Raw genomic sequence first — 13,195 nt, forward strand, 5'->3', positions numbered from 1 at the left:
TTTTATGAATAATTTTCACTTGGGTGGGAACAGCAAATCTGCTTTCAAGCTGAGTTTGTTATCCGTGATGATGTTGCAAGCGCACTATGCATTTGCAGATGAAGCAACAACGCCAACGGCAGTGATGCCTACCATTAAAATTGAAGCGATGAGTGAACTTGATCCGATCAAGAGCTATATCGATTATGAGCAGGCAAGTGTAACGCGTAATGGTTTGAAGAAAAAAGATATTCCGCAGACCATTGATACGATTGATGTGCAAAAATACAAAATTTATGGTGCCAATGATCTGAGTGTCATGTTGCAAGGTACGCCGGGCGTTTCTACCAGTTATGACATGCGTGGAGATGGTATCAACTTAAGAGGATTTAATGCAGATACTGGTGATATCTATCGTGATGGTATCAGAGAGAGTGGTCAGGTTCGCCGTAGCACTGCCAATATTGAACGTATCGAGATTTTAAAAGGCCCTGCATCTGTACTTTATGGGCGTAGCTCGGGTGGTGGCGTGATCAATATGGTGAGTAAATTCGCCAATTTTGATTCTAAAAGTTCTGTTGGTGTTTATGCTGGATCATATGATAATTATGGTACCACAGTCGATTTCAACCAAGTACTGAATGACAACGTTGCGGTACGTTTGACAGGTGAATACGGAGAGTCGAATAGTTTCCGTTCAGGTATAGACAATAAAATCGAAATGCTTTCTCCAAGTTTTACTTATAAAAATGATGAAGGTTTAACTTGGACCATGCAATATACCTATGACAAGTTACATCGAGTTCCTGATCGTGGACCATCATATACATCACTTCCAAAAGGTACCTCAATAAAAACTGGTTTTGCGCAAGAGGGTGATTTTGTCAATGATGTGTTGCAGGTCGCACGTTCTGACTTGAACTATGAGTTTGCACCAAACTGGAATTTCCATTGGGCGGTGAGTTATCGTCAGACTGAACAGAATTTTGATCATTTTTATGCTGGCGGACTTTGTGCGACTGATAATACTACAATTTCTAATGCCGGATCATGCAAAGGACATGTCGGGGATATTTCGCAAATTTATTATTGGCAAAAAACTGATAATAAAACCACCAGTAATACCTTTGATATCCGTGGTGAGTTCGACACAGGTAGCATCAAACATAATTTATTGGTCGGTGCAGACTGGACCTATGAACAGCGTGAACCATTGTTAGCAAATAAGAACGAAGATGGTACAGCTATTTATGGATATGTAAATCCATTAACGGGTCAACGTAGCAGTTCAAGAGGTTCTGGTCATCTAAAGCTCAATACACATAACTATAACCAAGGGGAAGGTTATGGCGTGTTTATCCAGGATTTAATCAGTTTCAATGATTATTTTAAGGTGATGCTGGGTGGCCGTTATGATTATTATCAATCGGAAACAACAAATCGACTCTTAACAAGTTCCGATGATTATTATCACCGTAGTATTGATGGTGAGAGTTTTAGTCCTAATATCGGTTTGATCTGGCAGCCGGTTGAGAGTCAGAGTTTTTATGCTTCTTATAGTAAAAGCTTTGCACCATTTGGTGGGCGCGTGGGGGTAAGTGTCGTCTCTGCAAATACAGATGTTGATACATTCGACGCTAAACCACAATATAATGAACAATATGAAGTGGGTGTAAAAAGTGACTGGCTGAATGATCGTTTAAATACGCAGCTTTCTGTGTTTGATATTCGCAAGAATAATATTCGTTACCAACCAAATCCAGATCAACCAGAAAATTGGGTGGTTGGTGCTCAACACCAGTCGAAAGGTATTGAGTTTAGCTTTATTGGGCGAGCTTTAGACAATCTCTTTGTTCGCGGTGGTTATAGTTATATGGACACTGAAGTGACGAAAGATCCTAAGCCACAGAATGTTGGTAAAGAATTAAATAATACACCTCGTCACACAGGTAATCTATTTGTTCGTTATTTACCAACCGATAAGATTTATGGCGAAATTGGTGCAACATATGTGGGGGATGCTAAGGTTTATCCAAATGGTAACCTAGATAGAGAACCGAATGATTTTGCAGGCTTTACTCGTCTTGATGCAGCAATTGGATATAGTGCTAACCCTTGGAATATTACTTTAGCCGTTAATAACTTGACCAATAAAGAATATTGGCGCTCAGAGTCAATGCCTGGTACGCCACGCAACTTCTTGGTGCGTTTAAATTACCAATTCTAAATAAGTGGGTTGATTTTCTTTTAAGCATCTCTGTGTTAGCAGAGGTGCTTTTTTATTGTCAGTCAATAAAATAGATCATGCAAATAAAGATGTAATTCATATCTATCTTATTGAATTATATAAAATGCTATTGCTTAAATTACGGTAATATTCTAATATCTAATTGTATGAAAAATAAGCAATAAAACTTAAAAATAACTGTATAATTGTGATGCAATTCTCATTTTTGGTTTTATTATGCTTGTTTGTACCTGGTTTAATACTTTTTTGCTAGTATTAAAGAAAACATTAAAATAGAGATAATAATAATGAAGATTACACTTAGTTTGCTTGTGAGCTTTGCCATTGTCATTTTAGGCTATGTTGCCTATGTCGATGCACAAACCAAAAAGCGCCAAGAGCTCATGAAGATTGTACAGGATGCAGAGCATAGCCTGGATACGATTCAACACGATCCCCGCAACCAACTGTCTTCATATAAGCCAAGTAATTAGTAGGCATTGATCAGGTATGGGGCTGGTAATGCAGTGGTTTACTTGGGATCGTCGATTAAATGGTCTTTTTTTGCTTGGCGATGCGCAAGTTTTAAATAGAATCTGTTAAAATATTTACCACTAAATAAAAAGCTGCATCAAGATATGCGGCTTTTTACGTTTTGATAGCGAAATTAAATTTATACATGTTGTCTATGTAACAAGTACCAAGCTGGCATATAGATTGCTTTCTAGCTTCGAGTACTCTTTTGTGCAAATTCAAAAAAGATTGCCGCACAAGAGTATAGATTTCACGTCCTACGATCTTAGATTTTAACAGGTGCTATGTTATGACAACGCCTAATGCTTCAGCTGGTTTGTTAGAACGCTTATTTAAATTAAGCGATAACAAAACTAACTTTAGAACAGAAGTTTTGGCAGGTGTAACCACATTCTTAACCATGTGCTACATCATTATTGTAAATCCGCTCATTCTTTCTGAAACAGGAATGGATCACGGAGCGGTGTTTGTTGCGACCTGTCTGGCTGCTGCAATCGGCTGTTTGGTCATGGGGATTATTGCGAATTATCCAATCGCACTGGCACCTGGTATGGGCTTGAATGCTTACTTTACCTATTCTGTCTGCTTAGGCATGGGTGTGCCTTGGCAAACAGCACTCGCTGCGGTTTTTGTTTCAGGGATTATTTTCCTTGCGATCAGCTTCTTTAAAATCCGGGAAGCAATTGTCAATGCGATACCTATGTCACTTAAATTTGCCATTGGTGGCGGTATTGGCTTGTTCCTGGCTTTGGTTGCATTAAAGAACTCAGGCATTATTGTTGCCAATCAGGCAACTTTGGTTGGACTGGGTGATATTAAACAGCCAACCGTCTTGCTTGCCTTATTCGGCTTCCTGCTCATTGTGGTGTTGCATCAGTTTAAGGTACGTGGCGCTATCATTATCAGTATCTTGGCGGTGACTGCGATTGCAACCTTAATGGGCTTAAATGAATTTAAGGGCGTGGTTGGCGAAATTCCTTCGATTGCACCGACATTTATGCAAATGGACTTTGAAGGTCTGTTTACAGCCAGTATGGTCGGCGTGATCTTTGTTTTCTTTATTGTCGATTTATTTGATAGTACAGGGACACTGGTAGGTGTTTCGCATCGTGCAGGTTTATTGCAGGATGGTAAATTGCCACGTTTGAAAAAAGCTTTATTTGCCGATTCAACTGCGATTGTCGCGGGTGCTGCTTTAGGTACCTCATCAACGACACCTTATATTGAATCTGCGTCAGGTGTAGCTGCAGGTGGTCGTACAGGTTTGACTGCCGTTGTGGTCGCATTCTTGTTTGTAAGCTGTTTATTCCTTGCGCCATTGGCTCAATCTGTACCAGGTTTTGCAACCGCACCTGCTTTATTGTTTATTGGTGTGTTGATGATCCAGGGGATCACCAATATTGACTGGGATGATATTACTGAAGCAGTACCTGCATTTTTAACCATTGTATTTATGCCATTTGCCTACTCAATTGCTGATGGTATTGCCATGGGCTTTATTAGCTACGCATTGGTGAAATTATTTACAGGTAAAGCGAAAACTGTACCGTATATGGTCTGGATCATCGCAGCACTTTGGGTATTTAAGTTTGCTGCTTTTGGCGGCTAATCCAAGATTTATCATTTTTACATTATTCTTTGCTGCTATTGTTATTCCAGCAAAGAACCCGAAAAGGGTGTCCGTTTGGTAACACCCTTTTTTCTTTAGACGTGGAGTTTATATGAATCAAATCGAGCTGATTCGTGCCTTACCTAAAGCCGAATTGCATGTGCATATTGAAGGGACTTTTGAGCCGGAACTGATGTTTGCAATTGCACAGCGTAATCAGATTCAGATTCCTTATCAATCTGTTGAAGAAGTGAAGCAGGCGTATAACTTTCACAATCTTCAATCTTTTCTAGATATCTACTATGCCGGCGCGAATGTGCTGGTGCATGAGCAGGATTTTTATGACCTTGCTTGGGCATATTTTGAAAAATGTGCTGAAGATCGTGTCGTACATACTGAAATGTTCTTCGATCCGCAAACGCATACCGAGCGTGGGGTAGAGTTTGCAACGGTACTTGCGGGTCTGAAACGTGCCTGTGAAGATGCCAAAGCGAAATTTGGCATTAGCTCTCAATTGATCATGTGCTTCCTACGCCATTTAAGCGAAGAGAAAGCATTTGAAACGCTTGAACAGGCCTTACCTTTTAAAGATGACATTATTGCCATTGGCTTAGATTCAAGTGAGGTGGGACATCCGCCTGCGAAATTTGAACGTGTTTTTGCCAAAGCGCGTGAAGCAGGATTCCTGATTGTGGCGCATGCAGGCGAAGAAGGGCCACCAGAATATATCTGGGAAGCGCTGGATTTGCTTAAAGTCAATCGTATTGACCATGGTGTACGTTCGGAAGAAGATGAACAACTGATGGCGCGTCTGATTGCAGAAAAGATGCCTTTAACCGTTTGCCCCTTAAGTAATTTAAAGCTTTGTGTTGTTAATGATATGGCTGATCACAACATTCGCCGTTTATTACAGAAAGGCGTTCACGTGACGGTTAATTCAGATGATCCTTCGTACTTCGGTGGTTATATGAATGATAACTTCATTGCCATTCAGCAGGCGCTGGATCTGAGCAATGAAGAATTAAAGCAGCTTGCAATCAACTCTTTTGAGGCTTCATTTATTTCTGATGAAGAAAAGCAAAAGTGGATTACTGAAGTCAACATGCTCTAATTGTTTTCGTATAATAAAAAAACCGCTTTAAGCGGTTTTTTTATTATCTGGACATTTTATTTTTTAGGCTGGCGTAACATGCTGAGTAGCACATTATCTTTATCAACTACATGATGTTTGATGGCCGCTAAAGCATGACCAGCAACCAATAAGCCTGCAAACCATGAAAGATAAATATGGATGGGTTTAACAATGGCCATCAGATCAGGATTGTCCTGTACTAAGCGTGGAATTTCGAATAAATACAGAACTGGTGCAGGGTGTCCGGCACTCCAGCTAAATAAACAGCCGGTAATCGGTAAAGCTAATAACATTAAATACAGTAAGAAATGTCCAACATGGGCCAAGTTTTTCATCATGGGTGACATGGTGTCTGGCAGTTGCGGAACAGGGTGGGTATAGCGCCAGAAAATCCGGATCACCACCAAGAAAATAATAGTCGTGGCAATATTCTTATGTAGGGTGATTACATCGCCTTTAAAGCTGCCATCAACCTCATAGCTCAGAAAATTACCACTGTAAAAACCAATCAGCCAGGCAATGATAAAAATTGCAGCCATGAGCCAATGAATGACTTGCGCCGTACGGGTGTAATATTGTGATGAGGTTGACATTGCAACATCCTGGCATTTTTATAAATGGATTTTTTTATTCTAATAACACCTTGTTATTTCTCATACAATGGAAATGTAACGGAGCGTTTTATGCTTAGAACGGTGGTACAAAAGCTTGCTTAGTTATGATTGTTATATTATGTAAAGTTTGCGCTGAGTCATATCATAAAGCCATTCATTTAGGCACAATACGCCTGCCAAAAATTTAGATACAGGTAAGAAATCATGAAAAAGTTGGTACTTATTGTTGCTCCTGTTGTTTTAGCCCTAACAGGATGTGTAACACCAGATGGCAGCAACTCGGCTGGCGCGACTTCTCAGCAGTTGGGTATGGCGGCATTAAAAGTTGCGGTAAATGCAAAATGTATTAATGAGATTAATACCTTACCGGCTTGGAAAACAGCAACACGTGTAATGACTGCTGAACAACGTGAAAATATCCAGACTGAAGTCTGTGGTTGTGTTAGCGAAAAAGCACCAAACAGCGTAACAGCGGTTGAATTGGCGACAGCTGCCATTGATCCTACTGCTCGTGCAACCATTGTGACTCAAGTGGTTTCACAAACTGTAAATGCATGTGTGGCGGAAACGTTTAAAAAAGCAGGTTAATAAGATCAGGCTGAGTCATCAGCCTATTTTGAGAGAAGTAGTATGACAATTGCGGGTGTAGATGAAGCGGGACGTGGGCCTTTAGTGGGTTCTGTGGTTGCCGCTGCCGTCATTTTAGATCCAAATAATCCGATTCAAGGTTTGAATGATTCTAAAAAACTAACAGAGAAGAAGCGCGAAAAATTATTCTTGGAAATTCAGGAAAAGGCATTGGCATGGTCAATTGCTGAAGCAACACATGCTGAAATTGATGAGTTTAATATTTTACAGGCGACTTTTCTGGCAATGCGTCGTGCGGTAGAAGGCTTGCATACCCAGCCATTAAAAGTGATTGTGGATGGTAATCAGATTCCAAAAGGAATAACGATTGCGTGTGAAGCAATTGTTGGGGGAGATGCAAGTCATGCCGAGATCAGTGCCGCCAGTATTCTGGCCAAGGTCACACGTGATCGCCAGATGCAGGTGCTTGATCAGCAATATCCGGACTATGGCTTTGCCAAACATAAAGGATATCCAACCAAGGCTCATTTTGAAGCGATCGCGGCCCATGGTGTGATTGATCAACACCGCCGCAGTTATGGACCTGTGAAAAAAGCACTAGGTCTATAAACAATTAAAGCGACTATAAATAGTCGCTTTAATTGTTCAGAAAAGAATTCTGCACATTAACGGTTGAAGTTATTATGACGAGGGAACTCGTTATTATCTTCTTCATAAGAATGTTGATAATCTTGATCAAGATGTTGCAGATGCTCATGCATGGCACGTTCATGTTGGATACGTTGGTAAATTTCCTCACGATGCACAGAAACTTCTTTTGGAGCATTTACACCAATACGCACCTGATTGCCTTTTACGCCAAGCACAGTAACACTGACTTGATCCCCAATCATTAATGTTTCTCCGACACGACGGGTCAGAATCAGCATGTTTATCTCCTTGCTAAACGCTTAAACTTGCGACAGGGAATTCATTGTTCGAAAGCACAGCCTAATATACAGAAAATTCTAACAGAAATATGTAAAAAACATTCTTTTTCGTAAGTTCTGTGAGAATCTTCTTAAAAACCTCAGGGCTAATATAACAGAGCCACTATAAAAAAAACTATAGTGGCTCTGTTTTTTTTCTTATTTACTCACAAGTAAATATGTTTAAGCAGCTATTAATTAAGCACGAGCACTGCTTTCGCCGTGTTCACGGTCTAGGCCGAAAGCTGTATGTAAACAACGAACTGCCAACTCAAGGTAGTTTTCTTCGATGATCACAGAAACCTTAATTTCTGATGTAGAAATCATGAGAATATTAATGCTTTCTTCAGCCAGTGCAGTGAACATTTTGCTCGCTACGCCTGCATGAGAGCGCATACCGACACCCACGATTGAGACTTTTACGATGTCATCACGGGTTACAACTTCACAACCTTCAATGCTATTAGCAGTTTGGTCTAAAATCGCTTTTGCTTTCGCCAAGTCATTGCGGTTGACCGTGAAGGTGAAATCAGTCGTGCCATCTTCTTCAACATTCTGGATGATCATATCCACTTCAATGTTGGCATTACTGATAGGTGACAAGATTTTAGAAGCAATACCTGGCTCGTCAGGAACACCCAAAATAGTTAATTTTGCTTCGTCACGGTTAAATGCAATACCTGCAATGATTGGTTGTTCCATGTCGTCTTCTGCCTCAGTCGTAATTAGTGTGCCTACGTTTTGTTTGAAATCTTCATCAAATGCGCCATCATCTTCATTATCAAAGCTTGATAATACGCGTAATGGCACTTGATATTTGCCTGCGAATTCAACAGAGCGAATTTGTAAAACTTTTGAACCTAAAGATGCCATTTCAAGCATTTCTTCAAAAGAGATACGGTCGACTTTTTTCGCTTTTGGCGCTACACGTGGGTCAGTGGTATAAACACCGTCCACATCGGTATAGATCTGGCATTCATCTGCTTTTAATGCTGCTGCAAGGGCAACACCAGAAGTATCAGAACCACCACGGCCCAGTGTTGTGATATTGCCATTGGCATCATAACCCTGGAAGCCAGCAACAACGATTACACGGCCTGCATCTAAGTCGGCCGTCATCACGTCAGTATCAATCGATTCAATACGTGCTTTGGTAAACGCGCTATCGGTTTTGATCCCCACCTGACGACCAGTATATGATTTAGCTTCTACACCAATTGAATTCAGTGCCATAGCTAACATGGAAATCGTTACTTGTTCACCCGTTGACACCATTTGATCTAATTCACGTGGGTCAGGGGTGCTGGTAATGGCTTTGGCAAGCGCAAGTAAGCGGTTGGTTTCACCACTCATTGCAGATACGACCACGACCACCTTGTGACCATGATCATGCCAGCGCTTGACACGACGAGCAACATTTAAAATGCGCTCAGGAGTACCCATAGAGGTACCGCCATATTTTTGAACGATTAATGCCATAGTTGTTCCATATAAGCCATGACCCTGAGAGGCATCAGGGTCAGTTACACAAAAGTGAAGTTTTGTTTATTGCTCAAGCCAGGCAGGTAATGCTGCCATCACTTGATCAAACTTCTCGTTAAGTGGCGCGCCACCTTGTGCTAAGTCAGGTTTGCCACCACCTTTACCACCCAGCTCTTGAGCCAGGTGTTTGATGATGTCACCTGCTTTTAGAGTTGCAGCATATTGTTTAGCGACAGAGGCGATTAAACTCACTTTATCACCATCAACACCAGCTAAAATAATGACTGCATCTTCCAATTTTGATTTTACGCTGTCATGTAGATTGCGTAATGATTTGGCATCCAAACCTTGTACAGTGGTAATCAAAGTTTGACGACCCGCAATTTCTTTTACTTGATCCAACAGATCAGCCGCCTGGAAGCTGGCTAATTTTTGGTTTAGCTGCTCGATTTGCTTTTGCAGGCTAGACGCGGTTTCGACAATCGCTTCAACTTTTTCAACTGTTTGATCTTTTTGTGCTTTTAACAAGCCATTAATGGTTTGGATATCAGTTTCAGCTTTTTGAACCACTTCAACTGCTTTGGTACCCGTCACGGCTTCAATACGACGAACGCCCGCAGCTACGCCACCTTCAGAAGTGATTTTGAACAAGCCAATATCACCCGTGCGCTTCACGTGAATACCGCCACAAAGTTCGATTGAGAAGTTTTTCTCTTCAATCACTGAACCCATCGACAATACACGAACTTCTTCGCCATACTTTTCACCGAACAGCATCATTGCACCTTTGGCTTTTGCTGTATCGATATCAAGCAGTTCAGTGCTTACCGCAGTATTTGCAATCACTTCTGCATTGACTAAGCGTTCGATCTGTTGCAACTGTTCAAATGAAACAGGTTGATCGTTGGCAAAGTCAAAACGTAAAACATCACTTGCAACCAAAGAACCTTTCTGTTGTACATGCTCACCAAGAATCTGGCGTAAAGCGGCATGTAAAAGGTGAGTCGCTGAGTGGTTACGCGCTGTTGCAGCACGGATGTCTGCTTTAACAGTCGCTTCAACATTTTGAGCTGCTTTTAGGCTACCCATGGTCACGATACCTTGATGGACAAAAGCACCACCCGATTTTTTAGTATCTTGTACTTCGAAGATACCAGTATCGTTTTTGAAGATACCTGTGTCACCAATCTGACCACCGCTTTCTGCATAGAAAGGGGTTTGGTTTAGAACAATAAGTGCTTCGTCACCTTCGTTAATTTCATCAACCTGAACGCCATCTTTGTAGATCGCAACAATTTGACCTTGGCCTTGAGTCGCGTCATAGCCATCAAACTGAGTTTCGCCTTCAACTTTGACAATGCTGTTATAGTCAACTGCGAATTTACCTGCATCACGTGCGCGTTGACGTTGTGCAGCCATTTCAACTTCGAAGCCAGCTTCATCAATGGTCAGATCACGCTCACGTGCAATATCAGCGGTTAAATCAGTTGGGAAACCATAAGTATCATACAGTTTAAATACAGTTTCACCTGGAATGACATTGCCTTTCAGTTGAGCCAATTCACCTTCAAGTAACTTCAGGCCTTGCTCAAGTGTTTTCGCAAATTGCTCTTCTTCTTTCAGCAGTTGCGCTTCGATGCGTGCTTGCTGTGCAGCAAGTTCTGGATAAGCATCGCCCATCACTTCAATTAGAGGTTGCAACATCTTGTAGAAGAATGAACCGGTTGCACCGAGCTTGTTACCGTGACGGACTGCACGACGAATGATACGACGCAATACATAACCACGACCTTCATTTGAAGGGTTAACACCGTCAGCAATCAAGAATGAGCATGAACGTGCATGGTCTGCAATCACTTTTAAAGAAGCAGGGTATTCAACCGGTTTATTTTGTGCTTTCGCTTCAGCTTCAATGGCAGTGGTATCCAAACCAATGATTTCAGCCGCTGCTTTTAATAAGTGCTGGAACAAATCAATTTCATAGTTTGAATTAACGTGTTGCAATACTGCAGAAATACGCTCCAAGCCCATACCTGTATCCACAGAAGGTGCTGGAAGAGGGTGCATCACACCATCCGCAGTACGGTTGAACTGCATGAAAACGTTGTTCCAGATTTCGATGAAACGGTCACCATCTTCTTCTGGTGAGCCCGGTAAGCCACCCCAGATATGATCGCCATGATCATAGAAAATTTCAGAACATGGCCCACATGGACCTGTATCACCCATTGCCCAGAAGTTATCTGATGCGTACTGTCCGCCTTTATTGTCTCCAATACGGATAATACGATCTGCATCTAGGCCAATTTCTTTATTCCAGATATCAAAGGCTTCATCATCAGTGTGATAAACCGTGACATATAAACGATCTTTCGGTAAACCTAACCATTGTTCGCTGGTCAAGAATTCCCAGGCAAATTTAAGCGCATTTTGTTTGAAATAATCACCGAAAGAGAAGTTACCTAACATTTCAAAGAAGGTATGGTGACGAGCGGTGTAACCTACATTATCGAGGTCATTATGCTTACCGCCTGCGCGGACACATTTTTGTGATGAAACAGCACGGACATAATCGCGCTTTTCCAGACCTAAGAAACAGTCTTTAAACTGGTTCATACCAGCATTGGTAAATAGCAACGTTGGGTCGTTGGCGGGAACGAGAGAACTCGACGCGACGCGTGTATGCCCTTGCGATTCGAAATAACGCAAAAATGCTTCACGGATTTCAGCTGATGTCATAAAGCGAGTACTCACAACCAAGACACTCCATAATTTTGAATTTGGCTATATGCAACAAGGTACGTTGTTTTTAAAGTTTTACAATCGAACCCGGTGCGTGGCATAGATTTTAAAAGTGCTAAATTATAACGGAAAATACCCGCCTCACCAACGATTTTACAAGCAATATCATATAAAACTGTGTTTAAGCTAAAAATCTATATTCAATAGGGCAACTGATGTTTTACCATATAGCACAGAAAAGATGATGTTTTGATGAATAAGGACGCTACATGCAACGTATCGCTATCAATGGATTTGGTCGAATTGGTCGGAATGTATTACGTGCATGGTTTGAAAGTCCAAAACAGTTTCAATTTGAAATCGTTGCGATTAATGATGTTGCCGATGTTCAGACGCTGGTGCATTTATTTAAGTACGATACCACGCACGGTCGCTTTGCTGGACAAGTTGAAATTCTGATTGAAAATGAATGTATTTTTCTGAACATTCAGTCCAATCAACGCCAATTAAAACTACAAGTTCTGAAGCAAGAGCAACCTGAATTATTGCCTTGGGCAGATTTAAATATTGATGTAGTACTAGAATGTACCGGTCTATTCCGTTCACGTGCCGATGCAACCCGTCATGTCGAGGCAGGTGCTAAGCGTGTGATTATTGGGGCGGCGCCTTTTGACTCTGTAGATGCTGCGATTGTCTATGGTGTCAATCACAACGATGTCAAAGCAAGCGATCAGATCATTTCCAGCGTATCGTGTACCACGCAAGCTTTAGTGCCGCTGGTGAAGATTATTGATGATGCCTTTGGTATTGATACCGCGTTAATGACAGAAATTCATGCGGTTACAGCCGACCAGTCAGTGCTGGATCATGCGCATCGGGATTTGCGTCGAGCACGTGCGTCTGGGCAAAATATTATTCCAACAACATCGAGTGCCTTAGGTGCGCTAAAACAGGTCATGCCAAAAATGGAAGACCGGATTGACGGTTATTCTATTCGTGTACCGACCATTAATGTGGCAGCGATTGATCTTACTTTTGTTTCGCATTCACCCATTACCGTGCATAAAGTCAATGAAGTTCTCAGCAAAGCGGCTCAATTTGATTATGCGCAGATTATGCAAGTGACAAATGAAGATCTGGTTTCTAGTGACTTTAATCATTCACCTTATTCTTTAATTGTGGATTTAACCCAAACCATGGTGGTGGGACACCAAGCGAAAGTTTTTGCGTGGTATGATAATGAGTGGGGTTATGCAAATCGTTTGCTGGATTTGTGTGAATCTTTTTGTACCTAATATTTTAAATAAGATATAAAAAATA

General features: G+C 41.4%; 10 protein-coding genes and 1 pseudogene. 7 read left to right on the forward strand and 4 right to left on the reverse strand.

What is annotated here, in order from left to right:
* Positions 1-4: 4 nt before the first annotated feature.
* The 4 genes from MSG93_RS02070 (at position 5) to MSG93_RS02085 (ending at position 5,460) form a co-directional block, all read left to right on the forward strand.
* Positions 5-2,206: a TonB-dependent siderophore receptor gene (locus tag MSG93_RS02070; RefSeq protein ID WP_324620153.1), complete on the forward strand. Its 2,202-nt coding sequence runs from the start codon at positions 5-7 to the stop codon at positions 2,204-2,206.
* Positions 2,207-2,514: 308 nt separating this feature from the next.
* Positions 2,515-2,700: a hypothetical protein gene (locus MSG93_RS02075; RefSeq protein ID WP_005229587.1), complete on the forward strand. Its 186-nt coding sequence runs from the start codon at positions 2,515-2,517 to the stop codon at positions 2,698-2,700.
* Positions 2,701-3,029: 329 nt separating this feature from the next.
* Positions 3,030-4,349, forward strand: coding sequence for an NCS2 family permease (locus MSG93_RS02080; protein ID WP_005229589.1), 1,320 nt, complete (start codon positions 3,030-3,032; stop codon positions 4,347-4,349).
* A 112-nt stretch (positions 4,350-4,461) separates the two neighbouring features.
* Positions 4,462-5,460: an adenosine deaminase gene (locus MSG93_RS02085; RefSeq protein WP_005229591.1), complete on the forward strand. Its 999-nt coding sequence runs from the start codon at positions 4,462-4,464 to the stop codon at positions 5,458-5,460.
* Between the two features lie 56 nt (positions 5,461-5,516).
* On the opposite strand, the gene MSG93_RS02090 is transcribed toward MSG93_RS02085, so the two are convergent.
* On the reverse strand, positions 5,517-6,074 hold the full coding sequence (locus tag MSG93_RS02090; protein ID WP_202740066.1) for a cytochrome b: 558 nt from the start codon (positions 6,072-6,074) through the stop codon (positions 5,517-5,519).
* A 225-nt stretch (positions 6,075-6,299) separates the two neighbouring features.
* Between MSG93_RS02090 and MSG93_RS02095 the strand changes: the two genes are divergently transcribed.
* Together MSG93_RS02095 and rnhB are read left to right on the forward strand one after the other, a co-directional pair.
* Entirely contained in the window at positions 6,300-6,683 is a 384-nt protein-coding gene (locus MSG93_RS02095; protein WP_004771561.1) for a hypothetical protein, read from the forward strand.
* 36 nt (positions 6,684-6,719) lie between these two features.
* Positions 6,720-7,292: pseudogene (gene rnhB, locus MSG93_RS02100) on the forward strand (ribonuclease HII); the annotation flags it as partial.
* A 56-nt stretch (positions 7,293-7,348) separates the two neighbouring features.
* Here rnhB and csrA read toward each other — a convergent pair.
* The 3 genes from csrA to alaS all read right to left on the reverse strand — a co-directional run bounded on the left by csrA (position 7,349) and on the right by alaS (position 11,887).
* On the reverse strand, positions 7,349-7,612 hold the full coding sequence (gene csrA, locus MSG93_RS02105; RefSeq protein WP_004771563.1) for a carbon storage regulator CsrA: 264 nt from the start codon (positions 7,610-7,612) through the stop codon (positions 7,349-7,351).
* A gap of 237 nt (positions 7,613-7,849) precedes the next feature.
* Entirely contained in the window at positions 7,850-9,130 is a 1,281-nt protein-coding gene (locus tag MSG93_RS02110; RefSeq protein WP_005229607.1) for an aspartate kinase, read from the reverse strand.
* Between the two features lie 66 nt (positions 9,131-9,196).
* A complete protein-coding gene (alaS, locus tag MSG93_RS02115; protein ID WP_324620160.1) occupies positions 9,197-11,887 on the reverse strand; it encodes an alanine--tRNA ligase in 2,691 nt (896 codons plus the stop codon).
* Positions 11,888-12,144: 257 nt separating this feature from the next.
* Here alaS and MSG93_RS02120 point away from each other — a divergent pair, with 257 nt between their 5' ends.
* Entirely contained in the window at positions 12,145-13,170 is a 1,026-nt protein-coding gene (locus tag MSG93_RS02120; protein ID WP_324620162.1) for a type I glyceraldehyde-3-phosphate dehydrogenase, read from the forward strand.
* Positions 13,171-13,195: the final 25 nt, after the last annotated feature.

The sequence above is a fragment of the Acinetobacter sp. IK40 genome, from assembly GCF_035615075.1.
Taxonomy (GTDB): Bacteria; Pseudomonadota; Gammaproteobacteria; order Pseudomonadales; family Moraxellaceae; genus Acinetobacter; species Acinetobacter courvalinii.

Bases quoted from the DNA above. Each gene is read 5' to 3' on its own strand.
- MSG93_RS02070 (WP_324620153.1), top strand. From the start codon at position 5: ATGAATAATTTTCACTTGGGTGGGAACAGCAAATCTGCTTTCAAGCTG.
- MSG93_RS02075 (WP_005229587.1), top strand. From the start codon at position 2,515: ATGAAGATTACACTTAGTTTGCTTGTGAGCTTTGCCATTGTCATTTTA.
- MSG93_RS02080 (WP_005229589.1), top strand. From the start codon at position 3,030: ATGACAACGCCTAATGCTTCAGCTGGTTTGTTAGAACGCTTATTTAAA.
- MSG93_RS02085 (WP_005229591.1), top strand. From the start codon at position 4,462: ATGAATCAAATCGAGCTGATTCGTGCCTTACCTAAAGCCGAATTGCAT.
- MSG93_RS02090 (WP_202740066.1), bottom strand. From the start codon at position 6,074: ATGTCAACCTCATCACAATATTACACCCGTACGGCGCAAGTCATTCAT.
- MSG93_RS02095 (WP_004771561.1), top strand. From the start codon at position 6,300: ATGAAAAAGTTGGTACTTATTGTTGCTCCTGTTGTTTTAGCCCTAACA.
- csrA (WP_004771563.1), bottom strand. From the start codon at position 7,612: ATGCTGATTCTGACCCGTCGTGTCGGAGAAACATTAATGATTGGGGAT.
- MSG93_RS02110 (WP_005229607.1), bottom strand. From the start codon at position 9,130: ATGGCATTAATCGTTCAAAAATATGGCGGTACCTCTATGGGTACTCCT.
- MSG93_RS02120 (WP_324620162.1), top strand. From the start codon at position 12,145: ATGCAACGTATCGCTATCAATGGATTTGGTCGAATTGGTCGGAATGTA.